This is a genomic window from Streptomyces sp. NRRL F-2580, assembly GCF_000720115.1.
Lineage (GTDB): Bacteria > Actinomycetota > Actinomycetes > Streptomycetales > Streptomycetaceae > Streptomyces.
Genome location: NZ_JOIR01000020.1, coordinates 1 through 15,150, shown reverse-complemented (window position 1 = coordinate 15,150; position 15,150 = coordinate 1). Strand labels below are relative to the sequence as shown.

The window sequence follows — 15,150 nt, the reverse complement described above, 5'->3', positions numbered from 1 at the left end:
CGCGCCGTACGCACTGAAGGAGTCCCACGATGACCGTTCCCACCGCTCGGCCCGCCGCGGCCATCGACGGCGTGCTGCCGCACGAGTGGCTGTACGCCCGGCTCTCGCTCTACCTGCGGCGCGCACCCGAGACGATCGACCCGAACGTGCCGCTCGCCGAGTACGGCATGGACTCGGTGGCGGCGCTCAGCCTGTGCGGCGACCTGGAGGACGAGTTCGGCCTGGAGGTGGAGCCCACGCTGCTCTGGGACCACCCGACCGTGACCAGCCTGGTCGGCTACCTGTCCACGGCGCTCCCGGCCGGCACGCCGGACGCGCGGGGCCGGCACTGATGGGGGACATCGCCGTCGTCGGGATCGACTGCGCGTTCCCCGGGGCGGCGGGCGTGCAGGCGTACTGGGACCTGCTGATGCGCGGCGGGGACGGCATCGGCCCCGTCCCCGCGCAGCGCTGGGAGGCCGGGGACTTCCCCGCCGTCAGCGGCAGCGGCGGTTTCATCGACGACGCCGATGTCTTCGACAGCGACTTCTTCTCCGTCACCCCGCGCGAGGCCGCCGCGATGGACCCGCACCACCGGCTGCTGCTGCCCTGCGCCTGGCGGGCGCTGGAGGACTCGGGGCGCGCCCCCGGCGACCTCGCGGGCACCGAGACCGGCGTGTTCGTCGGCGTGATGGGCGGCGAATGGGGCCGCCTCACCATGAGCGACCTCGCCCGCGTCACCCCGCTGCTCGGCGCCGGCAGCAGCGCCGGCATGGCGGCGAACCGGATCTCCTACCACTTCAACTTCACCGGACCGAGCCTGGCCGTCGACACGGCCTGCTCGTCCTCGCTCGTCGCCGTCCACCTCGCCGCGGGCTCCCTGCTGACCGGGGAGTGCGACACCGCCCTGGCCGGCGGGGTCAACATCGTGCTCTCGCCCTCTCTGGGCATGGTCTACGGCCAGCTGGGCCTGGCCGCCTCCGACGGACGCTGCAAGCCCTTCAGCGCCGACGCCGACGGGATCGGACGCAGCGACGGCGTGGGCCTGGTGGTGCTGCGCCGGCTGGAGGACGCCCTCGCCGACGGACAGCGGATCTACGCCGTCCTGCGCGGCAGCGCCGTCAACCAGGACGGCCGCAGCAACGGGGTGATCGCCCCCAACCGCTGGTCGCAGCAGCGGGTGCTGGACTTCGCGTACCGGCGCGCCGGGGTCACCCCCGACCAGGTCGCCTTCGTGGAGGCGCACGGCACCGGGACCGTACTCGGCGACGCCATCGAGTGCGCGGCGCTCGGCGCGGTCCACGGGGTCCCGCGCGAGACCCCGTGCGCGATCGGCTCCGTCAAGGGCAACCTGGGCCACACCGAGGGCGCGGCCGGCATCGCCGGCCTCATCAAGACCGTGCTGGCCCTGCACCACCGGATCGTCCCCGCCAGCCTGTTCGCCGACCGCGAGAACCCGCGGCTGCGGCTCGGCGAACGCGGCATGCGGCTGCTGAAGTCCCCGATGCGGCTGCCGCGCGGGGAGAGCCTCGCGGGCGTCAGCAGCTTCGGCATGGGCGGTACGAACGCCCACGCCGTGCTCGGCTCGGCGCCCCGGATCCCGCTCGCCGCGCGAGCCCGTACGGGCGGGGCGCGCGACGCCGTCGGCGTCTTCACCGTCAGCGGCGACACCCCCGAGGCGCTGCGCCGCAACCTCGCCGCGCAGGCCGAAGCGGTGGCCCGGCGGCCGCGCGGCGGCGCGGCGGCCCTGTGCTGGAGCAGCAACCGGATCAAGACCGGTCTGCCGCACCGGTTCGCGGTCCCCGTGCGCGACACCGACGAGCTCGTATCCGCACTGCGCCGCGCGGCGGACCCGCAGGACGCGGCCGGGAGCGGTGGGCGCCCGTGGGACAGGCCGGTCGTGGCCTTCCTCTTCACCGGCCAGGGCAGCGAGTTCCCCGGCATGACGGCGGGCCTCCACCGCGACTCCCCGGCCTACCGGCGCCACCTCGCCGAGGCCGACGAGGCGCTCGCGGCTCACCTCGGCACGTCGGTGCGCGAGCTGATCCTCAGCGGCGACGAACGGGTGCACCGGCCCGAGTTCGCCCAGCCGGCGCTGTTCGCCGTCGGCTGCGCGCTGGCCCGTACCCTCGCCTCGCTCGGGATCACCCCGGCGGCCGTCCTCGGCCACAGCCTGGGCGAGTACGCCGCCGCCGTGACCGCCGGGGCCCTCCCCCTCGACGAGGCCGCCCGCCTGGTGGTCCGGCGCGGCGCCCTGACGGGCGAACTGCCCGCGGGCGGCGGCATGATCGCCGCCGCCACCGGCCCAGAGGGGCTCACCGAGCTGCTGGCGGCGGAGCCGGGCACGGTCCTGGCCGCGCTCAACGGCCCCGCGGACACCGTGGTCTCCGGACCGCTGGAGGCGCTGGAGCGGATCGGGCGGGCGCTCGCGGGGCGCGGCGTACGGGTCGAGCGGCTGCCCGTCTCCCACGCCTTCCACTCGCCGCTGATGGCCCCGGCCGCCGCCGGCCTGCGCACCGAGTCGGTGCGCAGCCGGGCGCCCGCCGTGCCGGTGGCCTCGACCCGGCACGGCCGGATGCTGCGCCACGAGCTCATGGACGCCGGCTACTGGGCCGACCAGATCGAGGAGCCCGTGCTCATGGACACCGCGCTCGGCGCGCTCGTCGCCGACGTCGCCCCCACCCATCTGATCGAGATCGGCCCGCGCGGCACGCTCCTGCAGATCGCCGCCCGGAGCGGTCGCGCGGCGGCGGCGGAGCTCCTGCACCCCGCCCCGGGCGCCGGGGCGACGGGGAGGGAACTGGCGGCGACCGTCGCCGCCCTGTACCGGGGCGGGCTGGACCCGCTCTGGGAGGAGCTGTACGAACCGGGGCACCGGGTCGTCGAAGCGCTGAGCCCGTACGTCTTCTCGTCGGCGCAGCGCCACTGGGACCGGCAGGCGCTCGTGCACACCGCCCAGCCCCAGCCCCAGCCCCAGCCGCAGCCGGCCGGGCTGGTCGCCGTCCCGCCGGTCACCGTCCCGCCGCTCGCCGCGCCTTCCGGGACCGGCACCGCGACCCACGCCGACGATCCGGTGCTGCTCGCGGTCGTCCAGGCCGTCACCGAGGTCGGCGGCTACCCGCCGGAACGCGTCGTGCGCGAGGCCCGCTTCTACGAGGACCTCGGCTTCGACTCCGTGATGATCATGCAGCTCAAGAACCAGGTGGAGGCCAGGCTGCCACGGGTCGGCGAGGTCTCCGTGCAGGAGATGCTGCCCGCGCTGCGCTCGGTCGGGTCGCTGGCCGCCTTCCTCGACGACATGCTCCTGGCGAGGTCGGCATGACGCGGGCGACGGAGGCGACGAAGGCGGCGGACGCGGCGGACCGCGCCACGGTCTACCTCGCGGCGACCGGTACGGCGCTGCCCGGCGACCCGGTGGACAACAGCGCCCTCGGTGCGCTGCTGGGCGTGAGCGAGGAGTGGATCGACATCTTCGTCGGCACCAGGACCCGGCACTTCGGCTGGGACCCGGTCACCGGAGAGGTCCGCGGCTCGCTCGCCGACCTGTGCGCCGAGGCCGGCGCCCAGGCCATGAGCGCCGCGGGAACGGGCCCCGCCGACATCGAGTTCGTGGTGCTCGCGACCGCGACCCCCGACCTGCTCCTGCCGACCACCGCGAGCGAGGTCGCCGACCGCCTGGGCCTCGACCACCTGCCGGTCTACCAGGTCCAGGCGGGCTGCTCCGGCGCCGTCCAGGCCCTCGACCTGGGCCGCACCCTGATCCTCGGCGGCCACCGGGCCGGCCTGATCCTCGGCGGGGACGTCACGCACCGGTTCCTGTCGCCGCGGCGGGACACCGCCCGGATGCCCACCGAGGAACTGGTCAACCACGTCCTCTTCGGGGACGGGGCCGGCGCCGCCGTCCTCACGGACGAGCCCGAGGGCGAGCGGGTCGCCGTACGGGCGGTGCTGAACTCCTGGACCGGGCAGGGCCGTCCGCCGGGCCAGCTCCTGGACTGGTACGGGACCACCGACCGCGACTCGGAGCGGCGGATGCTGGCCGAGGACTACAAGGCGATCGAGGAGCACGTGCCGAAGATCGCCGTGGAGATCCTCTGGGAGCTGCTCGGGGGGCTCGGATGGAGCCTCGACGACATCGGCTTCCTGCTGCCGCCCCAGCTCTCCGAGCGGATGACCGCGCGCATCGTCGAGCGGCTGCCGCCCGGCCCCGCCCGGGAGGTGTCCTGCGTGTCCGACACCGGCAACACGGGCAACGCCCTGCCTTTCCTGCAACTGGAGCGGCTGCTCCCGCAGTTCGCCGTCGGGGACCGGGCGGTGGCCCTGTGCGTGGAGTCCAGCAGGTGGATCCGGGCCGGGTTCGCCCTGGAGAAGGTGTGAGGCGCCGATGACGACGGGACTGGACCGGCTGCGCGAACTGCGCGCGCAGGGTCTGCTGGAGAAGGCGTACGACGAGGTACCCGAGCTGCTCGCGCAGGAGAGCGGGCCGGGCGGCCCCGGGGCCGGGCCCGGGACGACAGGGGGAGGGCCGGTGTCCGCGGCGGCGGCCGGCCGGCTGCTCGGCGGACTCGACGCCGACGCCGTGCTGGCCCACCACCCGAGGACCCCCGTCGTGACGGTGGCGGTCACCGGCCAGTCCACCGTCGGCCACGTCATCGACCCCCTCCGGGGCGAACTGGCCCGCCACGGGCTGCTGCTGAAGCCGGTACTCGGCGAGCACGGCACGTACCTGCGCGACCTGACCGACCCCGGCGGCGAGCTGCGGACGGCCCGGCCGGACCTCACCCTGTGCCTGCTCGACGCCGAGACCGTCTTCGCGCAGGTCCCCGCGGTGTGGCGGCCCGAGGACGTGGAACGCGCGGCCGAGGAGGCGCTGGGCCGGTGCGCCGCGCTGGCCGAAGGGGCCCCCGGGACCCTGGTGCTCAACACGGTCCCGCTGCCGCGCGACCGCAGCCACCAGCTGATCGACCACCGCTCCCGGGCCCTCCTGGGCGCGCTCTGGCGGGAGTTCAACGCCCGGCTGCTGCGGCTCACCGAGTCCGATCCCGACGGCCGGCTCGTGGTGATCGACCTGGACCCGCTGATCGGCGAGGGCGGGCCGGTCACCGACCCGCGGCTGGCCGGCCACGCCAAGGTCCGGCTCGGTGCGGAGCTCCTCGCCGCGTATGCCCGCGAGGTGGGGCACCTGGCCCGCGCGCAGGCCGGCCGGGTCCGCAAGTGCCTGGTGCTCGACCTCGACAACACCCTGTGGGACGGGGTGCTCGGCGAGGAGGGGCCCGAGGGCATCGCGGCGGCCGGCACCCTGCGCGGGGAGGCCTTCGGGGCCTTCCAGAAGTGCGTCAAACAGCTCGGCTCCCAAGGCGTGCTCCTCGCGGTCAGCAGCAAGAACGACGAGGGCCCGGTCCTGCGGGCGCTGAGCACCCACCCCGATCTGGTGCTGCGAGAGGGCGACTTCGTACGGATCAACGCCAACTGGGCGCCCAAGGACGCCAATCTGGCCGACATCGCCCGCGAACTGGACCTCGGCACGGACGCCCTCGTCTTCGCCGACGACTCACCGGCCGAGCGCGCCCGGGTACGGTACGGGACGCCCGAAGTGGCCGTCGTGGCGCTCGACGAGGAACCCGCGCTGCACATCACCCGGCTGCTGGCCGACGGCTGGTTCGACACCCCGCGGCTGACCGACGAGGACCGGGCCCGGACCGGCGAGTACCACAGGCAGCGTGAACGCCGGGCGCTGCACGCGGGTTCGGGCTCGCACGAGGAGTTCCTGCGGGCGCTGGAGGTCCGGGTCGGGCTCGGCCCGCCCCGCCCCCACGAGTTCGCCCGGATGTCCCAGCTGACCCTGCGCACACACCAGTTCAACCTGGCCGGCGGGGGCCACCCGGAGTCCGGGCTGACGGCCCTGGCCGCCGACCCGGCGCGGCTGCTGCTCGCCGCCCGCAGCGCGGACCGGTTCGGCGACAACGGCCTGGTCGGAGCGGTGCTCGGGACCGTCACGGAAGGGGTGCTGCACCTGGACAACATGTGGCTCAGCTGCCGGGTGCTCGCCCGCGGGGTCGAACAGGCCTGCCTGGCCGTGGTGTTGGAGCGGGCCCGCGCGCTCGGACTGTCCGGGGTGACCGCCCGGTACGTCCCCACCGCGCGCAACCACCGCGCCCGCGACTTCTACCCGTCCTGCGGCTTCACGCGGGTGGGGACCGGCGGGCCGGCGGACGCGGCGGTGAGGTTCCACCACGACCTGGCGCGGGTACCGGAAGTACCCGCGCACGTGCGCATCACCGAAACCCCGGGGGGAAGGGGGACCGATGAGCATCGATAGCCTCGACGGGTTCCTGCGGACGGTCCGTGACGACCTCGGCCTGGACATCGCGATTCCCGAGGGCGCGGACACCGCACTGGTGGACCTGCCCGGCTGGGACTCACTTAACCTGCTTCGTCTGGTAGCCCTCCTGGAGGAGTCCGGCCACCGGGTACCGGTACACCGTCTGCTGGAGGCGCACCGCCTCCGGGAGATCCACACCCTCGTGAAGGAGTACGGATGACTGCCCCGGGCAGCCCCTCGCTCGGCCCCCCGCTCGGCGCGCCCGTCGCCGTGGTGCCGGGAGGCGACTCGTGGGACCGGGTCCGGGAGGACCTCGCCACGCACGGGACGGCGCTGGTCTACGCGTGGCTGAGGGACCTGGAACCGCGTGTGCCGTCCGGCGACGGGCTGCGGGAGCTGCTCGGCCGGGACTGGACGCGCTACCTCGACCTGACCCACGCCGAGGTCCGCGACCGCTACACCGCCTCCCGGATGCTCCTGAAGTACGCGGCGAGCGCGGTGCTCGACAGCGATCCCGCGGACCTGGAACTGGCCTACGGGCCGACCGGACGTCCGTACCTGCGCGGCTGCGACCAGATCGACATCAGCCTCAGCCACACCGAGGACCTGCTGCTCGTCGGGCTGACGACCACCGGCCTCATCGGGGTGGACGCGGAACGGGCCGACCGCGAGATGCACGCCGGCGGGCTGGGCCGGCACATCTGCACGCCGTACGAGTCGGTGCTGCTCTCCGGGATGCCGGAGGCGGAGCGCAACGACGCGCTCGTACGGCTGTGGACCCTCAAGGAGGCCTACAGCAAGGCCATCGGCCAGGGCATGCAGTTCCGGTTCACGGAGTTCGGATTCGGCCCGGACGGCAGGGCCGTGCGGGTCCAGCGGCCGGACGGGACCTCGGGGACCGGGGACGAGTGGATCTTCCGTACGTTCCCGGTCGCCGACGGCTACGTCGTCAGTGCGGCGGTGTACGACGCGGGCTTCGGCCGGCTCCAGGACGCCCACGTCACCACGATGCTCGACCAGGACTGCGTGGACGCGATCACGGAGGCGCTCGACGAGACGGCATACGACGAGACGGCGCACGAGGAGCGGGCGTACGAGGAGCGGGCGAACGGCGAGGCGCCGTACGGCGGGGGCGGCGGCCTCTGAGGCCACGTTGCCGGGATCACGACAGGGAGGGGACCGCCCCCCCGGAGAGCATCTCCTGCCGGGCGGCGTTGTAGCCCGCCTGGAAGCGGCTGGTGGCCTCCAGCTCCTCGGTGATCTCGGCGATGTGGCGGCGGCAGGTCCGCACGGACATGCCGAGCCGGCGCGCGACCATCTCGTCCTTGTACCCCTTGGTCATCAGCCTGATGATCGACCACTTGAGCTCGTCCGAGGAGGCCGGGGAGCGTTGGGAGTCGACGACATAGGGGGACGCGCCGTCCCACAGGTACTCGAAGACGGAGCACAGGAACGCCACGAGCGTGGGCTCGCGGACGATGGCCGCACCGGGCGCGCTGTCGCCATGGGTGCGTTCCGGCAGGAAGACGACCTCCCGGTCGTAGATGATCAGCCGGTCGATGACTTCGTCCGCGGTGCGGATCTCCGCGCCCTGTTCGCTGACCTCGCGGACGTAGGAGCGGGTGGGCAGGTCATTGCGGGCGGTGTGCTGATAGATGGTACGGATCCGGACGCCGCGGGAGAGGGTGGAGAGGGCCGAGTCCCTGGCCTGCGCGAGCAGATCCGCCGGGCGTGCGCCACCGGGCTGGACGGTGAGCAGCTCGCTCTTGCAGTTCTGACTCAGGTGGTCGAGCATCGCCTGGATCCGGGAGACGTCGGTGATGACGTCGAAGGCCTCCAGCCGGTTGCGCAGGCGGCGTCCCTCGAAGTACAGGGGGGTCAGGGACAGCAGCTTGGCCCGGACATCGGTGACCGCCTGTTGCAGGTCGCGTATGTGCCGTTCGGCGGGCCCCACCAGGGAGGCGGCCGCGACATCGGGTGTGACGGGGGTGAGCTCGTTGGCGTTCCCCGGCATGGACTGCAACAGGCGCACCCCGGTCAGCACCTGTTCCACCCGTACGACCTCTTCGGTCGTCAGTGACAGCTGCTCGGCGATCTGATCGCGTACGAAGCGGCCGCACTCGACCGCGAGACCGTACGCGGTGGCGCTGACGTCGTCCAGCTCGGCGAACCCCGAATCCGAGCCCTCCCCTGTAAACATCTCAGCCCCCGCTGGTTGGTGTATTTGCTGCCACGTAACTTTACGCCAACGTACCGCCCTTGGCGGGGCTGATCGAGATCGAGCAGTCTGTTCGCATCACCCGGCGCCACTGAGTCGGAAGTGTCCGGCGGTGCGGGTGGAGTGGAACTCGATCTTCGACTGGGGGAAGTCGTGAGAACTATTTCCGTTAAGGTATCTTCGATTTGCTTGACTGTAGTGACGAGTGTGGTATTAGCGCTGGGAGTTCAGGCCGTGGCGGGCCAGGTGGCGTCGAATGTGTCCGCCGAGTCCGTGATCGCCGTCGCGCTCGATGGGGGCACCCCGGAGGTGGGTGTCGTACCGGACGACGACCGATGGGGATGACCGGCCCCCACGGCTAGCGGTTCAGGAAGCGCTCCCCGCACGGCAGATGCGGGGAGCGCTTCTCCGTACCGGAGCGCCCACGGCGGCGAGCCGGGCAGCCGGCACCGCTATGGCGCTCAGCAGTACGCCGTTCTCCGCCGACCAGCGGCCGCTGAACGCGGTCGGCCCGGCCGGGGAGAGTGTGGAGGGGTCCGGCAACAGCCTGGCGTGGAAGGTCTCCTGTCCGGGATCGACGCTCACCAGGGCGTCCGTGAAGTCGAGTTCCTGGCCCGTGAGCGGGAACCAGGTCTTGTAGACGGCCTCCTTGATGCTGAAGAGCAGCCGGTCCCACGCCACCTCGGGCACCGCCCGCGCCAGCTCCCGTACGAGGCGGATCTCATCGGGCAGGGCGATCGAGGCGAGGACGCCTTCCGGCATGGGGGCGTTGGGCTCCGCGTCGACGCCCACGGAGGCGAACTCCGTGCTGCGGGCGAGGGCCACACCCCGGAAACCGGCGCAGTGGGTCATGGATCCCACGACCGAAGGCGCCCACTGCGGGACACCGCGCCGGCCCGGCACCACGGGAGCGGGGGGCAGGCCCAGCTGTCCCATGGCGCGACGGGCGCACCACCTGACGGTCCCGAACTCCAGCCGCCGCTTGGGTACGGCGTTGCGGATCAGGCGCTCCTCCTCGGGGTAGAGGAAGACGTCGGCAGGGTCGGTGGTGGCTTCGGCGGTCGCGACGTTCGCGGGCAGGAGCTTTGTGAGCACGGCATTCCCTCGGGTCGCTGTTTCGGTCTGACAGCTCCCACGCTCGCGCCGTCGCCCCGCCACGAACAGGAACGAAGTGCCAGGTCAACCGGACTGACCCGGAGTAACCCCGGTTCTCTCCCAGGCTGCTGCCATCCACCGGGCCGTGCAACCGGTGCCTGCGGGGGCACTGCCGGGTGACCGGGCGGGCATTGCCATCTCCCTGCCATGTGCCCGAACAGGGGTTCGTTCTCGTCAATTGAGGGGTAGGGAAGGGGTGTTCATGTCGCCTCCGGCCGTGCACACTCACGGAATGCCGCACGGAAACCTCATGGGTATCAGCGACCTCCATGTCGGATTCCCGGAGAACCGCCGGATCGTCGAGGAGCTCTATCCCGACAGTCCCGCCGACTGGCTCATCGTGGCCGGCGACGTGAGCGAGTCGCTCGACGATCTCCGATGGGTGCTCGACCTGCTCACCCGGCGCTACGCCACCGTGGTGTGGGCGCCCGGGAACCACGAACTGTGGACCGTACGGGACGATCCGCACCCCCTGCGCGGGGAGGCGCGCTACCGGCGGCTGGTCGAGATCTGCCGCTCCTTCGGCGTGCACACGCCCGAGGATCCCTACCCCGTCTGGGCGGGGCCGGGCGGCCCGCTGATCGTGGCCCCCCTCTTCCTGCTGTACGACTACAGCTTCCGCACCCCCACGGCCGCCACCAGGGAAGAAGCCCTGGAGCAGGCGTACGAGGCCGGGGTGGTCTGCACGGACGAGTTCATGCTGCACCCCGACCCCTACGCCTCCCGGGAGGCGTGGTGCCGGGCCCGGGTCGCCGTCACCGAGCAGCGGCTGGCCGCCTGTGATCCCGACCTGCGCACCGTGCTCGTCAACCACTTCCCGCTCGTGCGCACCCCCACCCGGATCCTGCGGCACCCGGAGTTCGCCCAGTGGTGCGGCACCGAGCTCACCGCCGACTGGCACACGCGGTTCCGGGCCGCCGCCGTCGTCTACGGCCACCTGCACATCCCGCGCACCACCTGGTACGACGGCGTGCGCTTCGAGGAGGTGTCCGTGGGCTATCCACGGGAGTGGCAGAGGCCCGGCCACCCGCGCGACATCCCGCGCCGTATCTTCCCCGCCCCCGGCCGCGGGAATTGATGCGTGGCAACTTCCGGACAGTGTGGGCCGTACCGTCCCCGCCTAGACTGACCGTCAATTCCTGCTCGCTCCACGCTCGAACAGTCCCTTTCCGTGCTCGCGCCTTCCTGCCGAATGCGCGGAACAGGGGCACTGGGGGACTCTTATGCTTTTGTTCCGGCGCGCCGAGGAAATTGCCCTATTAGATGCGCTGCTTTCCGGCTGCGCGGCAGGGAATTCCGGAATTCTGCTCGTCGAGGGTGCGGTCGGCTGCGGAAAGAGCGAATTCCTCGAAACGGCCGCGGGACAAGCGGAGATCCGCGGCGGAACCGTTTTGCGCGCCATCGGCACCGCGGCCGAACAAGGCCAACCGCTGGGCGTCCTGCGCCAGCTGACCGCCGACGCCCCGGCCGGTGCGCTCCCCCCGCCGCCGGCGTCGCCGGACGAAGCGGAACGGGTCGAGTCCATGCGGGCCTTCGCCAACGCCGTCCGCGAACTGAGCCTCGCCGCCCCGGTGGTCGTCTGCGTCGACGACCTGCACCACGTCGACGAGCTGTCCCGCCGCTACCTGCTGCACCTCGCGCGCGGGACCCGGCAGGCCGCGGTCCTGCTCGTGCTCGCCGAGTCCGCGCACGAACACGGCGACGACCCGCTGCCGCGCACCGAACTGATCCGGCTGCCCCACTTCGCGAGGCTGCGCCTGGAGCGGCTCGCCCCCGAGGCCGTCCGCGCGATGCTGGCGGACCGGACCGAGGCGGAGGCCGGCCGGCTGTACGAGGCCAGCGGCGGAAACCCGCTGCTGCTGCGGGCCCTGCTCCAGGACCCGCGGGCCCTGCCCGGCGACTGCTACGCCGAGGCCGTCCTCGCCTGCCTGCACCACAGCGGTTCCGCCACGGCCGACCTGGCCGAGCCGATCGCCGTACTCGACGACCTGGCGACCCCCGCCCACCTCGCACGGCTGACCGGCGCCGCCGAGGCCACCGCGGCCCGGGCGCTCGCGGCACTGGAGGCCGCAGGTCTGCTCGCCCCCGCGGGCGGGTTCCGCCACCCCGCCGCGCGGGCCGCCGTACTCCACCGGATGGACCCGGCCGCCCGAACGGCCCTGCACCGCGAAGCCGCCCTGCTGGCCCGCGCGTCGGGCGCCCCCGACACCACGGCCGCCGCACACCTCCTCGCCGCACGGCACACCCGTGCGGAATGGGCGCTGCCCGTCCTGCGCTCCGCCGCCGACCAGCACGCCGCGGACGGGGACCCCGACCGGGCCGAGGCCCTCCTGCGGCTCGCCCACGAGGCCTGCCCGGACGACACGCTGCGCGCCGAGGTGAGCGTCAGGCTCAGCACCGTCGCCGGACGCACCGACCCGGCCGCCGCCGAACACCACCTCGCGGCCCCGCTGGCCGTCGTGGCCGGGGGCCGGCTGGACCCGCGCGCGCTCGGTTCGCTGGCCCGGGCGCTGGCCGCCCAGGGCCGCATCGACGCGGCGGTCGACGTACTGGAACGGCTCGCGCCCGCCGACGGGCGCCGCGCCGGCGCACCGGGCGAGGACCCGCTGGACGGCCTCTCGGCGTTCCCCCGGTGGGCCGCCTCCGCCCGCCGCGGGAACGCCGAGGCCGGGCCGCACCCGGCGGCCCGCCCCGCCCGCACCGCCGTCCACCCGGCCGCCCTGTGGACCCTGCCGGGCGAGGCGGAGGAGGGCACGGCCGTCCGCGCCGCCGAACTGTTCCTGCGCGGTGCCACCCTCGCCGAGGGCACGGTGGAACCGGTGGCGCAGGCCCTGCGCACCCTGCTCTACCTCGACGGCCCGGCCCGCGCGCTGCCCTGGTGCGAGGAGTTCGTCCGGCAGGCGACGCGGCGCGGAGCCGGCGGCTGGCGGGCCGTGTTCGCCGGTCTGCTCGCCGAGGCGCGACTGCGCGCCGGCGACCTGACGGGCGCCGCGGACACCGCCGAGGAGGTCCTGCGCTCGGCGCCGGGCCGGCGCGGCAGCATCCTGCTGAGCGCGGTGGCGGGGACGCTGGCCCGGGCCCGCATCGCCATGGGCCGGCCCGAGGAGGCGGCCGCCGCCCTCAGCCGGCCCGTCCCCGGCGAACTGGCGGGCAGCGTCCACGTGCTGGGCCACCTGCGCGCCCGGGGCCAGTACGCGCTGGCGACGAGCCGGTTCCACGCGGCCCTCGGCGACTTCCTGGACATCGGCCGCCACATGAAGCGGTGGGGCCTGGACCGGCCCCGGGTCCTGCCCTGGCGCACGGACGCGGCGGAGGCACTGCTCCGGCTCGGCGAGACCCACCAGGCCGAGCGGTTCCTCGCGGACCAGCTCACCACGCGGGACGCCGCCGACCCGTGGGTGCGCGGCACATCGCTGCGGCTGCGGGCGTCCCTGCGCGAGCCGAGGGAGCGCCAGGCGATGCTCGCCCGGGCCGTCGAGGAACTGCAGCGCTCCGGGGACCAGTACGAACTGGCGCGCGCCATGGGCGATTTCGGCCAGGTGCTGCGCGAGGTCGGCGAACCGGCCCGGGCCGCCATGGTCGAACGCCGGGCCTGGCACCTGGCCAAGGCCGGCGGGGCCGAGGCGCTGTGCGTGAAGATCCTGCCCGGCCACACCGGTGAGGACGACGAGGCGCAGGAGACGACCGGGGCGCCGGACGCCGCACTGGTGGCGAGCCTGAGCGAGTCGGAACGGCGGGTGGCCCTGCTCGCGGTGCACGGCCACACGAACCGGGAGATCGCGAAGAAGCTCTTCATCACCGTGAGCACGGTGGAACAACACCTGACCCGGGTCTACCGCAAACTGAACATTCCCGGCCGCCAAGCCCTCCCGGCCGACCTCCAGTCGGGCGTCGCGGAGCTCGTCCGAGGCGGCGGGGGCTCCGTATGACAAGGTGATGGCAAGCCAATCCCTCCCCGCCCCGGCGTGGCAGACACCAGGCACTCCCGGCCCCCGCCGCGCACGCCGGAACCTGTCTGTGCGCGCTCTTCGGTGGCTTCCGCGCCCTGTGTGCGGGAAAGTCGGTCATGAGGACGTAGCCCGCAGGGAGGGCACCATGACCACACCGACACACGACCAGCCGTGGCGCACCGCGTCGCCCGGACAGGTGCGTGACGCCATGATCGACCGGGTCGAGGAACGACTCGCCGGACTGCTCGCCGAGGAGCACCGCACCCGGCGCACGTCCGACCCGCGCAGCGCCGTCCTGGTGATGGGCGTGGCCGAGCTCGTCCAGGCCGGCGGGGAACGGGCCCGGCCCGCGATCTGCCTCACCGGGTACCTCGCCGCCGGTGGCGACCCGGAGGGGCAGGAGGCGGTGGCCGCGGCTGCCGCGCTCGAATTGCTCGACACCTGCCTGGTGATACGGGCCGACGTACGGGACAACGCGCCGCTGCGCCGGGGCATCCCGACCCTGCACATCAGCCATGCCGCCGAGCACGAACGCAACGGCTGGCGGGGCGAACCGCGCCGGTTCGGGGAGGGCACCGCCGTCCTCGCGGGGGATCTGGCCCTCGCCTACGGGGACCGGCTGGCGGTCGGACTGCCGCACGAGGCCCGCCGGTTGTGGGACGACCTGCGCGCCGAGCGGGCCATCGGCGCGCACATGGAGGCCGCCGCGGCGACCGAGTACCTCGACGACGCCTGGCCGGGGCAGTGCCTGGAGGGTTGCGGCAGCGGGTGCGGCGCGGGCTGGTACGGGCTGCGGCACGCGCTGCTGATCGGCGCCGGGCTCGCGGGGCGCGAGGACCTGGCCGAGGCCTACGAGGAATACGCGCGGGCCGTGCACGCGGCCTGGCGGATCCGCGGATTCCTGAGCGGCGGCCCGGGCTTCGACGGCGACGCCCAGTTCCTGCGCGACGTGTTCTTCGACGGGCAGGCGCGGGACCGGGCCGAGGAGACCATCGCCGCGCTCGTGGTCCGCGCGGACGAAGCCCTGGCCGGGGCCCGGATCCCCCGCGGCTGGCGCGCCGAACTGGCCGCCCTGGCCCGCGAACTCGCCGGCTAGCCCCGCCGCACCCTACCGGGACTCCGCCCCGCACCCCGCGCCTCAAACGCCGGCGGGGCTGGATGGTGCGGTGAGGCCGGATGGCACGGCGCAAAGCCCGGGGCTCCGCCCCGCACCCCGCGCCTCAATCGCCGGCGGGGCTGGAGTGGTGCGGCGAGGCTGGATGGTGCGGCGGAGGCTGGGGCGGTGCGGCGCAGCTGGATGGTGCGGCTCAAAGATCGGGGCTCCGCCCCGGGCCCCGCGCCTCAAACGCCGGCGAGGCTGGAGTGGTGCGGCGAGGTTGAATTGTGCGGCGAGGCCGGATGGTGCGTCAGCACTGGATGGTGGGGTCAGCGGTGCGGGGCCGAGGGATCGGGGCAGCCGCCGGTTGGGACGGGGGTGGGTGTGTGTCGGGGTGATCCCCGCAGGGCGTCGAACGCAAGGTGCCCAG

11 protein-coding genes are annotated in these 15,150 nt (G+C 73.9%); 9 read left to right on the top strand and 2 right to left on the bottom strand.

The window, feature by feature from the left end; translation table 11 throughout:
• Window positions 1-29 precede the first annotated feature (29 nt).
• From IF88_RS0122785 to IF88_RS0122760, 6 genes are read left to right on the top strand one after another with little or no spacing between them, the layout of a single operon-like run.
• Window positions 30-332 (top strand): acyl carrier protein, encoded by a 303-nt coding sequence (locus IF88_RS0122785; protein WP_030715484.1) that lies wholly within the window; start codon window positions 30-32, stop codon window positions 330-332.
• Window positions 332-3,301: a type I polyketide synthase gene (locus IF88_RS0122780; protein WP_030715481.1), complete on the top strand. Its 2,970-nt coding sequence runs from the start codon at window positions 332-334 to the stop codon at window positions 3,299-3,301. Before IF88_RS0122785 ends, IF88_RS0122780 begins: the two co-directional genes overlap by 1 nt.
• A complete protein-coding gene (locus IF88_RS0122775; protein ID WP_051837364.1) occupies window positions 3,298-4,356 on the top strand; it encodes a 3-oxoacyl-ACP synthase III family protein in 1,059 nt (352 codons plus the stop codon). The genes IF88_RS0122780 and IF88_RS0122775 overlap by 4 nt, the downstream gene beginning before the upstream one ends.
• A gap of 7 nt (window positions 4,357-4,363) precedes the next feature.
• Entirely contained in the window at window positions 4,364-6,298 is a 1,935-nt protein-coding gene (locus IF88_RS0122770) for an HAD-IIIC family phosphatase (RefSeq protein WP_030715475.1), read from the top strand.
• The gene (locus tag IF88_RS0122765; RefSeq protein ID WP_030715473.1) at window positions 6,285-6,521 is read left to right on the top strand and encodes a phosphopantetheine-binding protein; all 237 of its coding nucleotides are present in this window, start codon (window positions 6,285-6,287) and stop codon (window positions 6,519-6,521) included. The genes IF88_RS0122770 and IF88_RS0122765 overlap by 14 nt, the downstream gene beginning before the upstream one ends.
• Window positions 6,518-7,447, top strand: a complete 930-nt coding sequence (locus IF88_RS0122760) for a 4'-phosphopantetheinyl transferase family protein (protein ID WP_078893059.1) — start codon at window positions 6,518-6,520, stop codon at window positions 7,445-7,447. The genes IF88_RS0122765 and IF88_RS0122760 overlap by 4 nt, the downstream gene beginning before the upstream one ends.
• Window positions 7,448-7,463: 16 nt before the next feature.
• Here IF88_RS0122760 and IF88_RS0122755 read toward each other — a convergent pair whose 3' ends face one another.
• Both IF88_RS0122755 and IF88_RS0122745 read right to left on the bottom strand, forming a co-directional pair.
• Window positions 7,464-8,501 carry a LuxR C-terminal-related transcriptional regulator gene (locus IF88_RS0122755; protein WP_030715466.1) on the bottom strand — a complete coding sequence of 346 codons (1,038 nt, stop codon included), beginning with the start codon at window positions 8,499-8,501 and terminating at the stop codon, window positions 7,464-7,466.
• 384 nt (window positions 8,502-8,885) lie between these two features.
• On the bottom strand, window positions 8,886-9,614 hold the full coding sequence (locus IF88_RS0122745) for a 4'-phosphopantetheinyl transferase family protein (RefSeq protein WP_030715463.1): 729 nt from the start codon (window positions 9,612-9,614) through the stop codon (window positions 8,886-8,888).
• Between the two features lie 310 nt (window positions 9,615-9,924).
• Here IF88_RS0122745 and IF88_RS0122740 point away from each other — a divergent pair, with 310 nt between their 5' ends.
• From IF88_RS0122740 to IF88_RS0122730, 3 genes are all read left to right on the top strand, one after another.
• Window positions 9,925-10,752, top strand: a complete 828-nt coding sequence (locus IF88_RS0122740) for a metallophosphoesterase family protein (RefSeq protein ID WP_078893058.1) — start codon at window positions 9,925-9,927, stop codon at window positions 10,750-10,752.
• Between the two features lie 145 nt (window positions 10,753-10,897).
• Window positions 10,898-13,603 (top strand): helix-turn-helix transcriptional regulator, encoded by a 2,706-nt coding sequence (locus IF88_RS0122735; RefSeq protein ID WP_078893057.1) that lies wholly within the window; start codon window positions 10,898-10,900, stop codon window positions 13,601-13,603.
• Between the two features lie 166 nt (window positions 13,604-13,769).
• Window positions 13,770-14,720, top strand: coding sequence for a polyprenyl synthetase family protein (locus IF88_RS0122730; RefSeq protein WP_234323655.1), 951 nt, complete (start codon window positions 13,770-13,772; stop codon window positions 14,718-14,720).
• The last annotated feature ends 430 nt before the right edge of the window (window positions 14,721-15,150 follow it).

What these genes read in the sequence shown, in the direction of transcription:
- IF88_RS0122760 (WP_078893059.1), top strand. Translation starts at nt 6,518, where the DNA reads ATGACTGCCCCGGGCAGCCCCTCGCTCGGCCCCCCGCTCGGCGCGCCC.
- IF88_RS0122775 (WP_051837364.1), top strand. Translation starts at nt 3,298, where the DNA reads ATGACGCGGGCGACGGAGGCGACGAAGGCGGCGGACGCGGCGGACCGC.
- IF88_RS0122735 (WP_078893057.1), top strand. Translation starts at nt 10,898, where the DNA reads ATGCTTTTGTTCCGGCGCGCCGAGGAAATTGCCCTATTAGATGCGCTG.
- IF88_RS0122770 (WP_030715475.1), top strand. Translation starts at nt 4,364, where the DNA reads ATGACGACGGGACTGGACCGGCTGCGCGAACTGCGCGCGCAGGGTCTG.
- IF88_RS0122780 (WP_030715481.1), top strand. Translation starts at nt 332, where the DNA reads ATGGGGGACATCGCCGTCGTCGGGATCGACTGCGCGTTCCCCGGGGCG.
- IF88_RS0122755 (WP_030715466.1), bottom strand. Translation starts at nt 8,501, where the DNA reads ATGTTTACAGGGGAGGGCTCGGATTCGGGGTTCGCCGAGCTGGACGAC.
- IF88_RS0122740 (WP_078893058.1), top strand. Translation starts at nt 9,925, where the DNA reads ATGGGTATCAGCGACCTCCATGTCGGATTCCCGGAGAACCGCCGGATC.
- IF88_RS0122785 (WP_030715484.1), top strand. Translation starts at nt 30, where the DNA reads ATGACCGTTCCCACCGCTCGGCCCGCCGCGGCCATCGACGGCGTGCTG.
- IF88_RS0122730 (WP_234323655.1), top strand. Translation starts at nt 13,770, where the DNA reads ATGACCACACCGACACACGACCAGCCGTGGCGCACCGCGTCGCCCGGA.
- IF88_RS0122765 (WP_030715473.1), top strand. Translation starts at nt 6,285, where the DNA reads ATGAGCATCGATAGCCTCGACGGGTTCCTGCGGACGGTCCGTGACGAC.